This window comes from Kitasatospora sp. NPDC058478 (assembly GCF_042720345.1).
Classification (GTDB): Bacteria; Actinomycetota; Actinomycetes; order Streptomycetales; family Streptomycetaceae; genus Kitasatospora.
Genome location: NZ_JBHXML010000062.1, coordinates 1 through 17,376, shown reverse-complemented (window position 1 = coordinate 17,376; position 17,376 = coordinate 1). Strand labels below are relative to the sequence as shown.

The following is a 17,376-nucleotide window of genomic DNA, read 5'->3' as shown; positions in this document are numbered from 1 at the left end:
TTCCGTGGTGAGTGCCGGGCGAGTCGAGCCGTCAAATCGGACAAATCGGTGAAATGCTGACAAAGATTTCCGTGCTCTCAGCGTGGTGACGAATCGGAGGCAGTCAGGTGAGCCGAAAGAAGGAACACGCCCGCCCCCTGCCGGCCGGGCCCCGGCCGACCGGCCCCAGGACGGCCCACGGCCGGTTGCTCGTGCCCGGCGCGCTGGCCGTACTGACCGCGCTGGCGCTGGCCGGGTGCAGCAGCGGCTCCTCCTCGTCCGCCTCGCAGGCCGCGGGCTCCCCGTCGAGCTCCGGCTCGGCCCGGCCGGCCTCGTCGGCCCCCGCGCGGTCGGCCGACGGGAACCAGTTGCAGGACGACTACCAGCGGGTCATCGCCGACGTGCTGCCCTCGGTGGTGCAGATCACCACCGGCGACAGCCTCGGCTCCGGGATCGTCTACGACGACAAGGGCGACATCGTCACCAACGCCCACGTGGTGGGCACCGCGACCACCTTCACCGTCACCCTCGCCAACAGCACCAAGTCGCTGGACGCCACCCTGGTCGGCAGCTACCCCGACACCGACCTCGCGGTGATCAAGCTGAGCAGCCCGCCGAGCGGCCTCAAGCCGGCCGCCTTCGGCGACTCCGGCAAGGTCCAGCTCGGCCAGATCACCCTCGCCATGGGCAGCCCGCTCGGCCTCTCCAGCAGCGTCACCCAGGGCATCGTCTCGGCCACCGGACGGACCGTCTCCGAACCCAGGGGCGGCGGCTCGCCCGGCGCCACCATCGGCAACATGGTGCAGACCTCGGCCGCGATCAACCCGGGCAACAGCGGCGGCGCGCTGGTCAACCTCGACAGCCAGGTGATCGGCATCAACACGCTCGCGGCGACGGAGCCCGAGGCCAACGGCGCGGCCGCGCCCGGCATCGGCTTCGCCATCCCGGCGTCCACCATCACCAACATCACCGACCAGCTGATCAAGCAGGGCAAGGTCACCAACTCCGGCCGGGCCGCGCTCGGCATCACCGCCCGGACCAGCTTCAACCAGCAGTTCAAGCCCGCCGGCGCGGTCATCGTGGCGGTCACCTCGGGCGGCCCGGCCGCCTCGGCGGGGATGCAGGCCGGCGACGTGATCACCAAGATCGGGGACGCTACGGTCGACTCGCTGAACGCGCTCACCACCGCGCTCGCCTCGCTCACCCCGGGAGACAAGGCCACCGTCGCCTACACCAGGGACGGCAACAGCCGGACCGCCGACGTCACCCTCGGCGCCCTGGAGAGCCCGTAGGACCCGGCTCCGGACCCCGGCACCGCGCAAGGGTTCCGCGGACCGGCCGCCCTGCCGGAGCGGCGCCGGGACCTCGTCACTTCCTCGACGAGGTCCCGGCGCCGTGCCGCGCCCCGGTTCAGCGGCGGGCGGTGCGGGTGCGCCAGGGCAGTTCGACGGTGATGCTGCTCGGGCCGCCCTCCGGACTCTGCACCAGGAGCACCCCGTCCACCGCGCGGATCCGCTCGGTCAGCCCGGCCAGGCCGCTGCCCGGGTAGGGGGCGGCGCCGCCCTTGCCGTCGTCCTGGACCAGCACCATCAGCTGGTTGTCGGAGCGCCAGACGTCGACCGAGGCGGTGCGGGCGCCGGCGTGCTTGGAGACGTTGGTCAGCAGCTCGCTGACGGTGAAGTACGCGATGCCCTCGACCGCCGAGTCCGGGCGCTCGGCCTGGCCGTCCGGCCCCTTCAGGTCGACGTTCACCTTGACCCCGCCGGGGACGGTGCAGCGGGCGGCGACCGAGGACAGGGCCGCGTCCAGGCCGCGGTCGGTGAGCACCGCCGGGTGGATGCCCCGGGCCAGGTCGCGCAGCTCCTGGAGGGCCAGCTTCACCTCGCCGTGCGCGTTGTCGACCATCTTCGTGGCGGCCACCACGTCGTCCTCGGTCTCGACCTCGCGCAGCCGCTCCTTGGCCATGCCCAGGTCCATGGCCAGCGCGACCAGGCGGGCCTGGGCGCCGTCGTGCAGGTCGCGCTCGATCCGGCGCAGGTCGGCGGCGGCGGTGTCGACCACCGTGCCGCGGTCGTCCTCCAGCTCGCGCACCCGCTCGGCCAGGGCGCCCGGGAAGAGCAGCGACTCGACCAGGATCCGGTCGACCGCCGCCAGCGCCCGGATCACCCAGGGCAGCACCGGCCACATCACGGTGACCGCGACCAGGGCCACCGTGAAGCTCAGGATGCCCCAGGGCAGCATCAGCACGTTGTAGAGCGCCGAGCGCCAGTTCAGCAGGTCGGTCAGGTGGGCGATGGTGAAGCCCACCACCCCCGGCCGGCGCTGCTGCACCGGCTCCGGCTCGTGGATCGCGGAGTCGTACGCCGCCCGGGCCCGCCAGCGGCCCAGCCCGCCCAGGGCGCGGGAGACGGCCAGCCCGCCGGCCAGCAGCGGCAGGCCGACCACGGTGATCGACATCCCCAGGCCGGCCGTGAGCGTGATGGCGGTGAGCGTGAAGCCGGCGACGCCGAGCGGCAGGTTGAGCAGCAGCTGGCCGACCTGCCGCCACATCTGCGCGCCGTACAGCGGCGAGCGGACCATCTGAGCGTCCTGCTCCTTGATGGCATCCACGGTGCGGCGGTGCAGCGGCTTCATCTGGATCTACCGTCCCTCTTGGTCGAGCTGGTGGAGCAAGCTTCCCGAACCCGGGGCGGGAGATGCCATGGGGGTGATACATCTTCCGGGACGGGGGTTATCCCTACCCCCGTCCTGGTCGTCGGGCCACTGCCCGGTGCTCGCGGGAGTGTCCACCGGACGTCTTGCGGAGCGGGCAGGGTTCGGGCGGAGCGGAGCCGTCCCCTTAGACTCACGCATTGGCCATGGTTATGACCGTGCGAGGAAACGTCGTAGAACTGCCTTGAGGGGTTGTTCACGGCCGAGGTGGAGGGCGAAGGCATGGAGGGGCAGCATGCGGCTGCCGTCGCGGCCGACCCGGCGGTCGGCGGCGGCTACTTCGACGCGTACGCCGCGATGGGCCTGCTGGCCGTCGTCGGGGTGCTCTTCGTCGCCGCGGCGTTCACGGCCAACCGCCTGCTGCGGCCGGTGGTGTACTCGCCCGAGAAACTCCTCGCCTACGAGTGCGGGGTGGACCCGGTGGGCGAGGACTGGGCGCACACCCAGATCCGCTACTACGTGTACGCCTTCCTGTACGTGATCTTCGCGGTCGACGCGATCTACCTGTTCCCGTGGGCGACGGTCTTCGCCACCGCCGGGTACGGCGCCGGAACGCTGATCGAGATGTTCCTCTTCATCGGCTTCCTCGCGGTCGGCCTGCTCTACGCCTGGAAGAAGGGCGTTCTGGAATGGACGTGACGCACACCCACTCGCACGGCGCCCAGGGCGGGCCGGTCCCACTCGGCCTCCCGGACCCGTCGCGCCCCGGCGCCGTCGAGCGCCGTGGCATCGGCCCGCTGGCCCGGCTCGCGCCCGACCCGGTCAAGGTCGTGCTCAACTGGGGCCGCCGCTACAGCCTCTGGTGCTTCAACTTCGGCCTGGCCTGCTGCGCGATCGAGTTCATCGCCGCGTCCATGGCCAAACACGACTTCATCCGGATGGGTGTCATTCCGTTCGCGCCCGGACCCCGTCAGGCCGACCTGATGATCGTCTCGGGGACGGTGACCGACAAGATGGCGCCCGCCGTCAAGCGCCTCTACGAGCAGATGCCCGAGCCGAAGTACGTCATCTCCTTCGGCGCCTGCTCCAACTCCGGCGGCCCGTACTGGGACTCCTACTCGGTGACCAAGGGCGTGGACCAGATCATCCCGGTCGACGTCTACGTGCCCGGCTGCCCGCCCCGGCCCGAGGCGCTGCTCCAGGGCATCCTCAAGCTCCAGGAGAAGATCGCCGCCGAGTCGCTGCCCGACCGCTACGCCGCGCCCGCGGCGGCGCTGCGCCGCCCGCTGGTGACGGGGCCTTCGACCGAGGGAGGGGCCTCATGACTTCCGCCGAGCAGTACGCGGCGTCGGTCGGGGAGTGGGCGACCGGCGCCGAGGCTTACGGGCTGGTCACCGTCGACGTCCCCGCCGAGCACTGGATCGAGGCGCTCACCAACGCCCGCGACACGCTCGGCCTGGGCTACTTCGACTGGCTGAGCGCCGTCGACGAACTGGCCGAGGGCTTCTCCGTGGTCGCCCACCTCGCCTCCGCCGACGCCCCGGGCGTGCTGCGCCACCTGGCGCTGCGCACCCGGGTGCCGCGGGACAAGGCCGCGCTGCCCACCGCCGTCCCGGTCTACGCGGGCGCCGCCTGGCACGAGCGTGAGACCCACGAGATGTTCGGCATCGACTTCCCCGGACACCCCTACCTCGCCACCCTGCTGCTGCCGGACGGCTTCGAGGGGTACCCGCTGCGCAAGGAGTTCGTGCTCGCGGCCCGGGTCGCCAAGGCCTGGCCGGGAGCCAAGGAGCCGGGCGAGTCGGACCACGGCGACGGGCCCGCCCGGCGCAAGATGCAGCCGGCCGGGGTGCCGGACCCGAACGAGTGGGGGCCGCTGAAGGGCACCCTGCCACCGGTCGCCGAGCGGCCCGCGCGTGGTGCGCGGGCGGCGGGCGCGGCCGGGCGGACGCCCCGGGCTGCTGGTGCTGCCGGCGCTGCTGCTGGTGCTGCTGCCGGCGCCGAGGGTGCGGCGGCGGTGCGGGCGGACCGGCCGCGGCGGACCAGGACGGTGGCGGAGGGGTCGGCGAGTCAGGCGGGGGCCGAGGCGGCTGGTGCCGTTGCTCCGGACGCTGCTTCGGCTGCTGGTGAGGCTGCTGCTCCGACCGCTGGTTCGGCCGCTGCTTCGGCCGCTGGCGAGGCGGCGCCCGTGGTGCGGGCGGACCGGCCGCGCCGGGTCAGGTCGGTGTCCGACGGATCGGTCAGTCAGGCTGCGGAGGCGGCGCCCGCCGAGGCTGCCGAGGCCGCTGCGCCTGCCGAGCCGAAGGCCGAGGGCTCGGCGTCGCCGCGGACCCGGTCCTCGGACGCGCCCTGGCACAACCCGGTGCCCGCGCACGACGAGCCCGCGAAGCTCGCCGAGGCGAAGGCACCGGCCGAGGCGCAGACACCGGCCGAGCCCGCGAAGCCTGTGGAGAAGCCTGCGGAGGAGTCTGCCGAGGAGCAGTCGCCCGTCGAGCCGGCGAAGCCCGCCGCGCCCGCGGGTGAGCAGGACGAGACGTCGGCCGGACCGGCCGGCCAGGACGGAGACGGCGCGTGAACCTGCTCGACACGGTGCTGCGCTGCGTCGCCACCCTGGTCGTCTTCCTCACCCTCCCGCTGGTCATCGGCCAGACCGAGCACAAGGTCATGGCGCACATGCAGGGCCGGCTCGGCCCGATGTACGCGGGCGGCTTCCACGGCTGGGCGCAGCTCGTCGCGGACGGCGTGAAGTTCGCGCAGAAGGAGGACATCGTCCCGGCCGGGGCGGACCGCCGGATCTTCCAGCTGGCGCCCGCCGTCTCGCTGCTGCCGTACCTCTTCGTGCTGCTGGCGATCCCGGTCGGCCCGAACGGCTTCGTCGGCCAGGCGATCGACGCCGGCCTGTTCTTCGTGCTGGCCGTGATGGGCGTCGGCGTGATCGGCAAGCTGATGGCCGGCTGGGCCTCGGCGAACAAGTTCTCGCTGCTCGGCGGCCTGCGCACGGCCGCGCAGCTGATGTCGTACGAGCTGCCGATGGTGCTGGCGGCGGCCTCGGTGGCGATGGCCGCCGGCACGCTCTCGCTGCCCGGGATCGTGGACGCCTGGGAGTGGTACTGGCTGCCCTGGCAGCTCATCGGCGCGTTCGTGTTCTTCACGGCCGGCCTGGCCGAGCTCCAGCGCCCGCCGTTCGACATGCCGGTCGCCGACTCGGAGATCATCTTCGGCGCGTACACCGAGTACACGGGCCTGCGCTTCGGGTTCTTCCTGCTGTCGGAGTACGCGGGCATCCTGGTGGTGTCGGCGCTGACCGCGGTGCTCTTCCTGGGCGGCTGGCACGGCCCGCTGGCGGACCAGCTCGGCTGGCTCTGGATGATCCTGAAGACCTTCGCGCTGGCCTTCGTGGTCATCTGGCTGCGGGTCACCTACCCGCGTCTGCGCGAGGACCAGCTGATGCGCTTCGCGTGGACCGTGCTGATTCCGCTCGCCCTCGTCCAGCTGGCCCTGACCGGCGTCATCAAGGTGGCGATCTCATGAGTTTTCCCGGTGCCGGCCTGGCCAAGGGCCTGGCCGTGACCCTGCGGACGATGACGAAGAAGACCGTCACCGCGCAGTACCCCGACGTGCAGCCGGTGCTGCCGCCGCGTTCGCGCGGCGTCATCGCGCTGCTGGAGGAGAACTGCACGGTGTGCATGCTCTGCGCGCGCGAGTGCCCGGACTGGTGCATCTACATCGACTCCCACAAGGAGACGCTGCCGGCCGCCGAGCCGAACGCGCGGGCCCGCACCCGCAACGTGCTGGACCGGTTCGCCATCGACTTCTCGCTCTGCATGTACTGCGGGATCTGCATCGAGGTGTGCCCCTTCGACGCGCTGTTCTGGTCGCCCGAGTTCGAGTACGCCGAGACCGACATCCTGGAGCTGACCCACGAGCGGGACAAGCTCCGCGAGTGGATGTGGACCGTCCCGGCGCCGCCGGCGCTGGACCCGGCGGCCGAGGAGCCCAAGGAGATCACCACCGCGCGCAAGGCGGCGGACAAGCTGGCCGCCGCCGCAGCGGCAGCAGCGGCCGCCTCGGCGGCCTCGGACGAGGGGGAGGCCCAGTGAGCGCCGCCACCCTGCTCGCGGCGACCGGCTCGCTGGAGCCGGCCGCCCGTTCGTTCCTGTCCCCGACCGGGGTGGAGATCGTCTTCCTGCTGGTCGGCATCGCCGTGCTCGGCTCGGCCGTGGTCGCCGTCAGCACCAAGCAACTGGTGCACGCCGCGCTCTGGCTGGTGGTCGCGCTGGGCGGGCTGGCGGTGGAGTTCCTGCTGCTCACCGCCGAGTTCATCGCCTGGGTGCAGGTGCTGATCTACCTCGGCTCGGTGATCGTCCTGGTGCTGTTCGGGCTGATGCTCACCAAGGCGCCGATCGGGCGCTCGCCGGACGCCGACTCCAAGAACCGCTGGGTGGCCCTGGTCGTGGCGCTCGCCTCGGCCGGGACGCTGGTGACGCTGGTCGTCGACGCCTTCCGGACCTCCTGGATCGACCTCGGCGCGGGGGGCGGCTCGGCCGCCGTCACCGGGGCGAGCCTGTTCCGCCACTGGGTGCTGCCCTTCGAGGCCCTCTCCGTGCTGCTGCTGGCGGCGCTGGTCGGCGCGATCGTGCTGTCGCGCGGGTCGACGCGGCGGGTGCCGCCGCCCCGGGCGGGCCGGCTGCGCGCCGGCCGGCCGGTGGGCTCGAACGGGACCGTCGCCGCCACCGTGCCCCGGCCTGCGCCGGAGAACCCGGCGGCCCCTGAGGCCCCTGAGGCCACGGCGGACGCAGAGGCCCCGGCGGCCCCGAAGGCCGCAGAGGCTGCGCCCGCTGCGCCGTCCGCGCCGTCCGCGCCGGAGGAGAGCTGATGCACCTCGCCTACCCCGTCGTCCTCGCCGCGCTGCTGTTCAGCGTCGGCGTGTACGGCGTGCTCGCCCGGCGCAACGCCGTCCTGGTCCTGATGTCCGTCGAGCTGATGCTCAACGCCGTCAACCTCAACCTGGTCGCCTTCGACACCTGGCTGCGCGACTCGCTGCACGCCGGCCAGGCGCTCACCCTGTTCACCATCACCGTCGCCGCCGCCGAGATCGGGCTGGGGCTCGCCATCGTCCTGCTGCTGTTCCGGGCCCGGGGCACCGCGGACATCGACCGGGCCACCGCGCTCGGCGATCCGGCGGAGCCGCTCGCCGAGGAGACGCCGGCCGGAGCCGAGGCGCTGAAGGGCCAGGCCGCCGCATGAACCTCGCCCTGCCCGCCCTCGTCCCCGCGCTGCCCGCACTCGGGGCCGCCGCGACCCTGGCCGTCGGCAAGAAGGCGCCCGGCCTGGCCCGGCCGCTGGCCATCGTGCCGGTCGCCGTCTCAGCCGTGCTCGCCCTGGTCGTCGCCCTCCAGCTCGGCACCGGCCAGGCGCTGGACGCCGCCACCCGGCTCACTCCGACCGGTGGCCCGGACATCGCGCTCGCCCTCCACCTGGACGGCTTCAGCTCGCTGATCTCCGTGCTGGTCGGCCTGGTCGCCACCTGCGTGCAGGTCTACTCGACCGCGTACCTCAGGAAGGACCCGCGCTACCCGTCGTACGCCGCGCTGGTCTCGCTGTTCACCGCGGCGATGTTCCTGGTGGTCTACTCGGGCGACCTGATCGTGCTGCTGGTCGGCTGGGAGGTCATGGGCATCTGCTCGTACTTCCTGATCGGCCACCACTGGGAGACCGAGGACGCCCGCTCGGCCTCGCTGAAGGCCTTCCTGGTCACCAAGCTCGGCGACGTGCCGTTCCTGTTCGGGATCTTCCTGCTCGGCGCGGACGCCGGCAGCTTCCGGATCCCCGACGTGCTGGCCGCCGCGACCGACGGGCGGCTCGGCCACCCGACGCTGATCGCCCTGCTGCTGCTCGCCGGGGTGGCCGGCAAGAGCGCGCAGTTCCCGCTGCACACCTGGCTCCCGGACGCCATGGCCGGCCCGACGCCGGTCTCCGCGCTGATCCACGCCGCCACCATGGTCGCGGCCGGCATCTACCTGGTCGCCCGGCTGCTGCCGGTGTTCCTGCTGTCGGGCGCGGCGCTGGTCGTGCTGGCCGTGATGGCCGCCGTGACGATGATCGGCTCGGCGCTCTGTGCGCTCGCCCAGGACGACCTCAAACGGGTGCTCGCCTACTCCACCGTCGGCCAGCTCGGCTACATGGCCGGGGCGCTGGCCACCGGCGACCGCGAGGCCTCCGTCTTCCACCTGGTCAGCCACGGCGCCTTCAAGGCGCTGCTGTTCCTGGCCGCCGGCGTGGTGATCCACGCCGCGCACACCAACTCGATCTCCGCGATGTCCCGGATTCCCGGGCTGCGCAAGCGCGTCCCGGACGCCTACTGGACGATGGGCATCGCGCTCGTCGCCCTGGTCGGGCTGCCGCCGTTCTCCGGCTTCTTCAGCAAGGAGGCGGTGCTGACCGCCGCCGAGCACGCCGCCAACGGCGAGGCGCTCACCAACGGGCTCGGCCCGGCCTCGGCCGTGCCGGAGGCCGCCGGGTGGATCGTGCTGATCTCCGCCGGACTCACCGCGCTGCTCACCGCCGCGTACGCGACCCGGCTCTTCCTGGTCAGCTTCCACAGCCCGCAGGCTGCCGGGGCGCAGGCTGGCGCAGCGTCTCAGTCTCAGGCCGGAGCGTCTCAGGCCGTGGCGTCTGAGGCCGGGCACGAGGCGGACGCGCCGTACTCGCCCGAGCTCGACGAGGCCGACCCGGCCACCGCCGAGCCGCCCGCGATGCGCTGGCCGCTCTGGGTGCTGGCGATCCCGACCATGGGCTTCGGCGTCGCCGGCCTGCGCTCGGACTGGCTGCCCGCGCTGCTGGACGGCGGCTCGCTGCGCCCCTCGGCCGTCACCGCCGTCATCGGCACCGGGCTCGCCGTGGTCGGCGTGCTCGCGGCGTACGGCGCCTGGCGCTCGGCGACCGCGCGGCTGGCCACCGGCCGCCCGGCCCCGGCCGACGCCGGCCGGGTGCCCGAGCAGGCCGGAGCCCCGGCCGCCGAGGTGATCGTCGCCGACCCCGGGCGCACCCTGCTCGGCCCGCTGTTCGGCCCGGCCCGGCACGGCTTCGGCGTCGACCGGCTGTACCACGCGCTGTTCGTCCGCCCGGTGACCGCCGCAGCCCGGCTGGTCCGCTTCCTCGACCGCGAGGTCGTCGAGACCTACGTGCGTGGCAGCGGGGCCGGCGCCAACCTGCTCGGCCGGGCCGTCCGGCTCGCGCAGACCGGAAACGCGCAGACCTACCTCAGCGCGTTGCTCGCCGGCGTCGTCCTGCTGGCCGTCCTGGTGGCGGTGTAGCGGATGCCGTACCCCCTCTCCCCGGTTCCCCCGGTTCCCCCGATTCCGACCGCCGCCCGTAGGAGCCCCCGATGAACGCAGTCCTCATCGCCCTCCTGGTGCTGCCGCTGCTCGGCGCCGCGCTCACCCTGGCGCCGGTGTTCGGCCGGGAGCCGGCCGCCGCCGACCGGCGGGCGTTGCGGCTGAACAGCGTCGTCACCGGCGCGGTGCTGCTGCTCACCGTCGCCCTGGCGGCCGGTTTCGACCACGACGAGCCCGCCCGGATGCAGGCCACCACCGACGTGTCCTGGATCCCGGCCCTCAACGTGCGCCTCCACCTCGGCGTGGACGGCATCTCGCTGCCGCTGATCGTGCTGACCGCACTGCTCACCTTCCTCTGCGCGCTGTACTCGGAGAAGCGGCTGCCGGGCGGGGATGGCGTGCCGTCGGCGAAGGCCTTCGTCGGGCTGTTCCTCCTCCTCGAAGTCGGCATGCTCGCCACCTTCGCGGTGTTGGACCTCCTGCTCTTCTTCCTGGCCTTCGAGATCGTGCTGATCCCGATGTACTTCCTGATCGCCCGCTGGGGGAGCGGGGCGAAGGCCCCGGCCGCCAACCGGTTCATCCTGTACACGCTGCTCGGCTCGGCCGTGATGCTGCTCGGCTTCCTGCTGATCGGCAGCAAGGCCGGCACCTTCGACATGCAGGCCCTGGCCGCCGCGCACGGCAACGGCCTGAGCCACACCACCCAGGTGATCGCCGCCCTGGCGATCATGGTCGGGCTCGCGGTCAAGGCTCCCGCCTGGCCGCTGCACAGCTGGCTCCCGGACGCGCACACCGCCGCCCCGACGGTCGGCTCGGTGCTGCTCGCCGGCGTGCTGCTGAAGATGGGCACGTACGGTCTGGTCCGCGTCCTCCTCCCGGTCGTGCCCGACGGCACCGCGACGCTCGCCCCCTACCTGGGCGCGTTCGCCGCCGTCGGCATCGTCTACGGATCACTGGCCTGTCTGGCGCTGGCCCGCCCCGGCGCCAAGGGCGACCTCAAGCGCCTGATCGCGTACTCCTCCGTCGGCCACATGGGCTTCGTGCTGCTGGGCATCGCCTCCCTCACTCCGGTGGGCGTCAACGGCGCGCTGTTCGCCAACATCGCCCACGGTCTGATCACCGGTCTGCTGTTCTTCCTCGTCGGCGCCCTCAAGGACCGCTACGGCACGGCGGACCTCGACACCCTCTCCGGTGCCACCGGCGCCGCCCTGTACGGCCGCGCCCCGCGGATCGGCGCGCTGCTCGCCTTCGCCGCCGTGGCCAGCCTCGGCCTGCCCGGCCTGGCCGGCTTCTGGGGCGAGCTGCTCGCCATGTTCGGCGCGTTCGACCCGGCCGACGGCCTGTCGCGCCCCGCGTTCGTCACCTACATGGTCCTGGCCGGTCTCGGCACCCTCCTCACCGCCGCCTACCTGCTGATCGTGGTCAAGCGCGTCTGCATGGGCGACCCCCAGCAGCCCGCCCCGGTGGACCAGGTCGCCGACCTGCGCCCGTACGAGGCCGTCAGCTGGACGCCGCTGGCCGCCCTCACCCTGCTCGCCGGCCTCTGGCCCGCGCTCCTGCTCGGCCTCTCCGACCCCGCCGTCAAGCACCTCCTCGGGGGTGGCTGACCGTGCTCGGAGCCCAGATCGCCGCACTCGGACCTCACTCCACGGGGCAGCACACTGTGACCTCCCTCGCCGTAGCCAACCCGGGCAGCCTGATCCAGTCCGTGGACTGGGTGGCGATCGCGCCCCCGCTGATCGCCGCGGTGGCCTCCCTCGCCGTCCTGCTCACCGACCTGTTCCTGCCCGAGCGGCACCGGAAGTGGCTCGGCCGCCTCGCCGCGGCCGGACTCGCCCTCGCCCTCATCGCACTCCTCCCCCTCACCGGGGGATCACCCCGGGCGACCTTCTGTGTGCAGAACGTAGCAGGGGGGTCTGACACTCCAGCGACCAGCGTCTCCGCCGCGGGAGGCTGCTCGTACGTCGCCGACCACTTCGCCCTGGTGTTCCAGCTGCTCGCCCTCGGCGGCGCGCTGATCGCCGCCCTGCTCTCCGCGCACACCGTCGAGGAGGAGAAGCTGCCCGGCGGCGAGTACTGGTTCCTGCTGCTCTCCAGCGCCACCGGCGCCGCGCTGCTGCCCGCCTCCCGCGACCTCGCCACCATGGTGATCGCGCTGGAGGTCGCCTCGCTGCCCGCCTTCGCCCTGGTCGCGCTGCGCCGGGACGGCCGGGGCGCCGAGGCCGCGCTCAAGTTCTTCGTCTCCTCCGTCACCGCCACGGCCGTGATGCTGCTCGGCGTCGGCTTCGTCTACGCGGCCAGCGGCAGCCTGCACCTCGGCGCCGTCGCCCAGGGCCTGGAACACGCCCCCGGGCAGCTCAAGCCGCTGGCCGAGGCGGGCGCCGTGCTGACCCTGGTCGGGTTCGCCTTCAAGGTCGCCGCCGTCCCGTTCCACTTCTGGGTGCCCGACACCTACATCGGCGCCCCGCTGCCGGTGGCCGGCTACCTCTCGGTGGTCGGCAAGGCGGCCGGCCTGTCCGGCCTCGCGCTCGCCACCACCATCGCCTTCCGCCCGTACGCGCACACCTGGGGCCTGGCGCTCGCCGTGCTGGCCGCCGTCACCATGACGGTGGGCAACGTCGGCGCGCTGCGCCAGCGCTTCGACACCCGCTACAGCGCGGTGCGGCTGCTCGCCTGGTCGTCCGTCGGCCAGGCCGGCTACCTGCTGGTGCCGCTCGCCGCCGCCGGCTACGCGCCCACCGGGGTCGACCCGCTCGGTGCCACCGCCGCGTACGCGCTGATCTACGGCGTGGTGAACCTCGGCGCGTTCGGCGTGGTCGCGGCGGTCGGCCGCCGGGCCGGGACCAGCGTGGACGACTTCCGCGGCCTGTTCGCCCGGCGCCGCTGGACGGCCCTCGCGCTCGCCTTCTTCCTGCTCTGCCTGGCCGGGCTGCCCCCGGGCGTGATCGGCCTGTTCGGCAAGGTCGTGGTGTTCCGCGCGGCCGTCGACGCGGGGCTGGGCTGGCTGGCCGTCGTGATGGCCGCCAACGTGGTCGTCGCGCTGTACTACTACCTGCTCTGGACGACCCGGCTGTTCGCCCCGGCGCCGGGTGCCGAGGAAGGTGCCGCACCGGGCGCCGCACCGGTCGGCGAGGCCGGGGCCGAAGGCCGGCTGCCGGCCACCCTGACCGCCACGCTGGGGCTCACCGCCTCGGTGGCCGTGGTCCTCTCCTTCGCTCCGCAGCTGGTCCTCCAGGTCGCCGGCGGAAGCCTGTTCTGAGCGCGCACCCGCCCGGCCGGCCGTCGCGGTCCGGCCCGGCGGGGTGCCGCGGCGGTGTCACGCCGGTCACAAGGGAACAAGGCCCGGGCCCCCACCCGTTGACCGGGCAAGAGGGACGAGGCAGAAAGGGCTTCCCCACCGCACCATTGGAGGGCCTGACGTGCACCGCCGGCACAACGGACTGAGGACCGCCGTCCTGCTCGGCGGCCTCTCGGCGCTCATCTTGGTGATCGGCGGATTCTTCGGCCGAACCGGCTTGGTGATCGCCCTGCTGGTCGCCCTCGGCACCAACGCCTACGCCTACTGGAACAGCGACAAGCTCGCGCTGCGGGCCATGCGGGCCCGGCCGGTCAGCGAGATCGAGGCGCCGCGGCTCTACCGGATCGTCCGCGAGCTCTCCACCGCGGCCCGCCAGCCGATGCCGCGCCTCTACATCTCCCCGACCCCCGCGCCGAACGCCTTCGCCACCGGCCGCAACCCGCGCAACGCGGCCGTCTGCTGCACCGACGGCATCCTGCAGCTGCTGGACGAACGCGAGCTGCGGGGCGTGCTCGGGCACGAGCTGAGCCACGTCTACAACCGGGACATCCTGATCTCCTCGGTCGCCGGGGCGCTCGCCTCGGTGGTGATGTTCCTGGTGAACTTCGCCTGGCTGATTCCCTTCGGCCGCAGCGACGACGACGACGGGCCCGGCCTCTTCGGCATGCTCGCCATCATGATCCTCGGCCCGCTGGCGGCCGGGCTCATCCAGCTGGCCGTCAGCCGCTCCCGCGAGTACCAGGCCGATGCCGACGGCGCCCGGATCACCGGCGACCCGCTCGCCCTGGCCGGCGCCCTGCGCAAGCTCGACGCCGGCACCCGCAGGCTGCCCCTCCCGCCGGAGCCGCAGATCCAGACCGCCAGCCACATGATGATCGCCAGCCCGTTCCGCCCCGGCGAGGCCGGCGCCCGGCTCTTCTCCACCCACCCGCCGATGGCGGAGCGCATCGCCCGGCTGGAGCGGATGGCGGGCTACGGGCGCTGAGGCCTGCTCCGGGCGCTGAGGCCTGCTCCGCGCGGGGCCGGAGGTCAGGCCGGCAGGTCCTCGTAGGCCCGGCGGAGGCGGTGGATCCCCTCGACGGCGTGCGCGGAGCTCTCGGCGGCGGCGTAGCTGAGGCGCAGGTGCGGGGCCGGGGGTTCGGCGGCGTGGTACGGGCGGCCGGGGGTGACCTGGACGCCGGCGCGCAGGGCGGCGGCGGTGAGGGCGGCGTCGTCGACGCCGTCCGGGAGCCGCAGCCACAGGTGGTAGCCGCCGGGCCGGTAGACGCCGAGCAGGCCGGGGAGTTCGCGGTGCAGGGCGGCGACGGTGGCGGTGCGGCGGGTCCGCAGTTCCGCCCCGAGGGCGCGCAGGTGGCGGGCCCAGCCGGGGTCGGCGACCAGCTCCAGCGTCGCCTCCTGGAGCGGCCGGGGCACGAAGAAGCTGTCCACCACCTGGGTGGCCCGGAGCCGGGCCAGGGCCGGGCCGCGCGCGGTGAGCGCACCGACCCGCAGGTTGGGCGAGGCGGCCTTGGTCAGCGACCGCAGATGCACCACGACCCCGTCCTGGTCGTCGGCGGCGAGCGGGCGCGGCAGCGCGGGGGCGTCCGCGTGGACGAGCAGGCGGGCGAAGTCGTCCTCGACGACGAACGCGCCGGCCGCCCGGGCGATCCGCAGCACCTCGGAGCGCCGGGTGGGTGAGAGCACCGCGCCGGTCGGGTTCTGGAACAGCGGCTGGCAGACGAAGACCCGCGCCCGGGTGGCCTCGAAGGCGTCGGCCAGCAGGTCGGTGCGCACGCCGTCGGCGTCGACCGGGACGGGGACGGGCCGCAGCCCGGCCGCGCGGACGACCGCCAGGATGCCCGAGTAGGTCGGCGACTCCACCAGGACGGGCGCGCCGGGCGCGGCGAGCGAGCGCATGGCCACGGTGAGCCCGCCCTGCCCGCCGGAGGTGATCAGGACGTCCCCGGCGCCGATCGGCCCGCCGGTGCCGCCGATGTCGCGGGCGAACCAGCCGCGCAGCTCGGTGAGGCCGTCGGTGGGCGGCCGGTTCCAGGCGCCCGGGCGCCGTCCGGCCCGGGCGAGGGCGGTGGCCAGCAGGCGTTCGGGCAGCAGCGAGGCGTGCGGGTAGCCGCTGTTGAGGTCGATGACGTCGGGCGGGGGCACGCGGAGGGTGGCGAACACCGGGGCGGCCAGCAGGTCGCGGGGGTCGGAGTCGGCGCTGAGCGCGACCTCCTGCCAGGAGAGGTCGCCGGGACGGGCGGCGGGCGCGGCGGTGCCGGCCGGGCGCCCGGCGAAGGCCGCCGCCCGGAACACCCCGGCGCCCGGCCGGGAGACCACCAGGCCCTCGGCCGCGAGGACCGCGATGGCCCGGGAGACCGTCACCGGGCTGACCTGATGGCGCTCCACCAGCACCCGGCTGGAGGGCAGCTTTCGCCCCTCCGGGTAGCGCTCGACCTCCCGCCGCAGCCTGTCGGCGAGTTCGGTCACACTGCTACGCTCGTTCATGACGGCACAAGATAGCGCTACCCACCCGTCGGCGGTAGCACCGCGAAGCCCCGCCTCCGGCACCGCCCTGGCCGCCCTCGGGGTGGCCTCCTTCTCCCTCAGCTTCCCCGCCACCGCGTGGGCCCTGGAAGGCTTCGGCCCGTGGACCGCGACCGGGCTGCGCGGCGCCCTGGCGGGAGTGCTGGCCGCGCTCTACCTGGTGGCCGTCGGCGCCCCGCTGCCGAAGCGGCGGCACTGGCCCGCCCTGCTGGTGGTGTCGGGCGGCTGCGTGCTGGGTTTCCCGCTGCTGACCACGCTCGCCCTGCGGACCTCCTCGACGGCCCACTCGGCGGTGGTCATCGGCGTCCTGCCGCTGGCCACCGCGGTGTGCGCGGCGCTGCGCACCGGCCGTCGGCCGTCCCGGGCGTTCTGGGCGGCGGCGGTGGCGGGGGCGGCGGCCGTCCTCGGCTTCACCCTGCTGCAGAGCCACGGTCGGCCGACCGTCGCGGACCTGCTCCTGTTCGTCGGGGTGGCGATCTGCGCGGCCGGGTACGCGGAGGGCGGGCGGCTCTCCCGGGACCTGCCGGGAGCCCAGGTGATCGCCTGGGCGGTGGTGGCCGCGCTGCCGGTGACGCTGCTGACCGCGGCCCTCGCGCTGCCCGCCGAGCCGGTCCACCTCGGGGCGAAGGCGCTGACCGGGCTGGCGTACACGGCGGCGGTGTCGCAGTTCGGCGGGTTCGTGCTCTGGTACCGGGGGATGGCGGAGATCGGGGTGCCGCGGGCCAGCCAACTGCAGCTCGCGCAGCCGCTGTTGACGCTGGTCTGGTCGGTGCTGCTGCTGGGCGAGGACCTGCCGGCGGCCGCACCCGTCACGGCGGTGGTGGTGCTGGTCTGCATCGCGGTCACCCAGCGGGCCCGGACCTGAGGCGGGCCCGGACCTGAGGCGGGTCCGGGCGCGCGGGCCACCGGGGCGTCAGAGCGTGGTGCCCTCCTGGGGGCGGTAGACGCAGAGCGCACAGATGATGAAGACGTCCAGCGCGATCACCACGAGCGACCAGAGCGGGAAGTACGGCAGGACCAGGAAGCTGTCGAGGGCACTCAGCGAGGTGAGGAAGATACCGGCGTAGCGGGCCCAGGCGGCGCCCTTGAGCAGGAACGCGCCGGTCACCGCGACCAGCACGCCGACGACGATGTGGACCCAGCCCCAGCCGGTGAGGTCGAACCGGAAGACGTAGCGGGGGGTGTGGACGAAGAGGTCGTCGTTGGAGACCGCCATGATGCCCCGGAGGGCCTCCATGATGCCGTTGATCAGCATCAGCACACCGGCGAACATCACCAGGCCGGGCGCCCAGTCGCGGAACTCGTTGCCCGGCGTCGGCTGCGGCGTGCCGGGGGTGGTGCGCCAGGTCTGCCCGGGCTGTTCGGGGTCGGTGCGTCGGGGCTGCCCGGGCTGTTCGGGGCCGGTGCGCCGGGGCTGCCCGGGCTGCTCGGGGCCGGTGCGCGGGGGCTGCTCCGGCTGCGCGGGGTCGGGCGACGGGCTGCTCATGGACTCCTCCGTAAGGTGTTAGGTGGCCCGGGAGGGCCGGATGTGGCTGATGGGTTCTTGCCGACCGTGGCTTCCCTGGAGTGGCCGTCCGGCTCTCCGGG

16 protein-coding genes are annotated in these 17,376 nt (G+C 73.8%); 13 read left to right on the top strand and 3 right to left on the bottom strand.

Annotation, left to right across the window (positions count from 1 at the left end; translation table 11 throughout):
- Positions 1-107: 107 nt before the first annotated feature.
- Entirely contained in the window at positions 108-1,271 is a 1,164-nt protein-coding gene (locus tag ACFWPT_RS29745) for a S1C family serine protease (RefSeq protein ID WP_380375448.1), read from the top strand.
- 118 nt (positions 1,272-1,389) lie between these two features.
- Here the strand turns inward: ACFWPT_RS29745 and ACFWPT_RS29740 are convergent, their stop codons facing one another.
- Positions 1,390-2,559 (bottom strand): sensor histidine kinase, encoded by a 1,170-nt coding sequence (locus ACFWPT_RS29740; RefSeq protein WP_063351316.1) that lies wholly within the window; start codon positions 2,557-2,559, stop codon positions 1,390-1,392.
- A 354-nt stretch (positions 2,560-2,913) separates the two neighbouring features.
- On the opposite strand from ACFWPT_RS29740, the gene ACFWPT_RS29735 reads away from it, so the two are divergent.
- The 11 genes from ACFWPT_RS29735 (at position 2,914) to htpX (ending at position 14,251) form a co-directional block, all read left to right on the top strand.
- Positions 2,914-3,330, top strand: coding sequence for an NADH-quinone oxidoreductase subunit A (locus tag ACFWPT_RS29735; protein ID WP_063351317.1), 417 nt, complete (start codon positions 2,914-2,916; stop codon positions 3,328-3,330).
- Complete coding sequence (locus ACFWPT_RS29730) at positions 3,321-3,956, top strand: NADH-quinone oxidoreductase subunit B (RefSeq protein ID WP_063348898.1); 636 nt, start codon at positions 3,321-3,323, stop codon at positions 3,954-3,956. The genes ACFWPT_RS29735 and ACFWPT_RS29730 overlap by 10 nt, the downstream gene beginning before the upstream one ends.
- Complete coding sequence (locus ACFWPT_RS29725) at positions 3,953-5,206, top strand: NADH-quinone oxidoreductase subunit C (RefSeq protein ID WP_380485515.1); 1,254 nt, start codon at positions 3,953-3,955, stop codon at positions 5,204-5,206. The genes ACFWPT_RS29730 and ACFWPT_RS29725 overlap by 4 nt, the downstream gene beginning before the upstream one ends.
- Positions 5,203-6,162, top strand: coding sequence for an NADH-quinone oxidoreductase subunit NuoH (gene nuoH / locus ACFWPT_RS29720; RefSeq protein ID WP_380375444.1), 960 nt, complete (start codon positions 5,203-5,205; stop codon positions 6,160-6,162). Before ACFWPT_RS29725 ends, nuoH begins: the two co-directional genes overlap by 4 nt.
- Entirely contained in the window at positions 6,159-6,731 is a 573-nt protein-coding gene (locus ACFWPT_RS29715) for an NADH-quinone oxidoreductase subunit I (RefSeq protein ID WP_363374963.1), read from the top strand. The genes nuoH and ACFWPT_RS29715 overlap by 4 nt, the downstream gene beginning before the upstream one ends.
- Entirely contained in the window at positions 6,728-7,507 is a 780-nt protein-coding gene (locus tag ACFWPT_RS29710; protein ID WP_380485513.1) for an NADH-quinone oxidoreductase subunit J, read from the top strand. The genes ACFWPT_RS29715 and ACFWPT_RS29710 overlap by 4 nt, the downstream gene beginning before the upstream one ends.
- Positions 7,507-7,878 carry an NADH-quinone oxidoreductase subunit NuoK gene (gene nuoK, locus ACFWPT_RS29705; RefSeq protein WP_350876976.1) on the top strand — a complete coding sequence of 124 codons (372 nt, stop codon included), beginning with the start codon at positions 7,507-7,509 and terminating at the stop codon, positions 7,876-7,878. Before ACFWPT_RS29710 ends, nuoK begins: the two co-directional genes overlap by 1 nt.
- A complete protein-coding gene (locus ACFWPT_RS29700) occupies positions 7,875-9,947 on the top strand; it encodes an NADH-quinone oxidoreductase subunit L (protein WP_380485511.1) in 2,073 nt (690 codons plus the stop codon). Before nuoK ends, ACFWPT_RS29700 begins: the two co-directional genes overlap by 4 nt.
- Positions 9,948-10,018: 71 nt before the next feature.
- A complete protein-coding gene (locus ACFWPT_RS29695; RefSeq protein WP_380375437.1) occupies positions 10,019-11,575 on the top strand; it encodes a NuoM family protein in 1,557 nt (518 codons plus the stop codon).
- 56 nt (positions 11,576-11,631) lie between these two features.
- Positions 11,632-13,227, top strand: coding sequence for an NADH-quinone oxidoreductase subunit N (locus tag ACFWPT_RS29690; protein WP_380485508.1), 1,596 nt, complete (start codon positions 11,632-11,634; stop codon positions 13,225-13,227).
- A gap of 160 nt (positions 13,228-13,387) precedes the next feature.
- On the top strand, positions 13,388-14,251 hold the full coding sequence (gene htpX, locus ACFWPT_RS29685) for a zinc metalloprotease HtpX (protein ID WP_350876984.1): 864 nt from the start codon (positions 13,388-13,390) through the stop codon (positions 14,249-14,251).
- A gap of 44 nt (positions 14,252-14,295) precedes the next feature.
- Here htpX and ACFWPT_RS29680 read toward each other — a convergent pair whose 3' ends face one another.
- On the bottom strand, positions 14,296-15,750 hold the full coding sequence (locus ACFWPT_RS29680) for a PLP-dependent aminotransferase family protein (RefSeq protein WP_380375433.1): 1,455 nt from the start codon (positions 15,748-15,750) through the stop codon (positions 14,296-14,298).
- Here ACFWPT_RS29680 and ACFWPT_RS29675 point away from each other — a divergent pair.
- Positions 15,749-16,654 carry a DMT family transporter gene (locus tag ACFWPT_RS29675; protein ID WP_380485505.1) on the top strand — a complete coding sequence of 302 codons (906 nt, stop codon included), beginning with the start codon at positions 15,749-15,751 and terminating at the stop codon, positions 16,652-16,654. The genes ACFWPT_RS29680 and ACFWPT_RS29675 overlap by 2 nt on opposite strands.
- A gap of 48 nt (positions 16,655-16,702) precedes the next feature.
- Here ACFWPT_RS29675 and ACFWPT_RS29670 read toward each other — a convergent pair whose 3' ends face one another.
- The gene (locus ACFWPT_RS29670; RefSeq protein ID WP_380485503.1) at positions 16,703-17,275 is read right to left on the bottom strand and encodes a hypothetical protein; all 573 of its coding nucleotides are present in this window, start codon (positions 17,273-17,275) and stop codon (positions 16,703-16,705) included.
- Positions 17,276-17,376 lie beyond the last annotated feature (101 nt).

Excerpts from the sequence above, each read along its gene's own strand:
- ACFWPT_RS29680 (WP_380375433.1), bottom strand. The coding sequence starts at position 15,750 with ATGAACGAGCGTAGCAGTGTGACCGAACTCGCCGACAGGCTGCGGCGG.
- ACFWPT_RS29740 (WP_063351316.1), bottom strand. The coding sequence starts at position 2,559 with ATGGTCCGCTCGCCGCTGTACGGCGCGCAGATGTGGCGGCAGGTCGGC.
- ACFWPT_RS29715 (WP_363374963.1), top strand. The coding sequence starts at position 6,159 with ATGAGTTTTCCCGGTGCCGGCCTGGCCAAGGGCCTGGCCGTGACCCTG.
- ACFWPT_RS29725 (WP_380485515.1), top strand. The coding sequence starts at position 3,953 with ATGACTTCCGCCGAGCAGTACGCGGCGTCGGTCGGGGAGTGGGCGACC.
- ACFWPT_RS29675 (WP_380485505.1), top strand. The coding sequence starts at position 15,749 with ATGACGGCACAAGATAGCGCTACCCACCCGTCGGCGGTAGCACCGCGA.
- ACFWPT_RS29670 (WP_380485503.1), bottom strand. The coding sequence starts at position 17,275 with ATGAGCAGCCCGTCGCCCGACCCCGCGCAGCCGGAGCAGCCCCCGCGC.
- ACFWPT_RS29730 (WP_063348898.1), top strand. The coding sequence starts at position 3,321 with ATGGACGTGACGCACACCCACTCGCACGGCGCCCAGGGCGGGCCGGTC.
- nuoK (WP_350876976.1), top strand. The coding sequence starts at position 7,507 with ATGCACCTCGCCTACCCCGTCGTCCTCGCCGCGCTGCTGTTCAGCGTC.
- ACFWPT_RS29700 (WP_380485511.1), top strand. The coding sequence starts at position 7,875 with ATGAACCTCGCCCTGCCCGCCCTCGTCCCCGCGCTGCCCGCACTCGGG.
- ACFWPT_RS29735 (WP_063351317.1), top strand. The coding sequence starts at position 2,914 with ATGGAGGGGCAGCATGCGGCTGCCGTCGCGGCCGACCCGGCGGTCGGC.
- ACFWPT_RS29695 (WP_380375437.1), top strand. The coding sequence starts at position 10,019 with ATGAACGCAGTCCTCATCGCCCTCCTGGTGCTGCCGCTGCTCGGCGCC.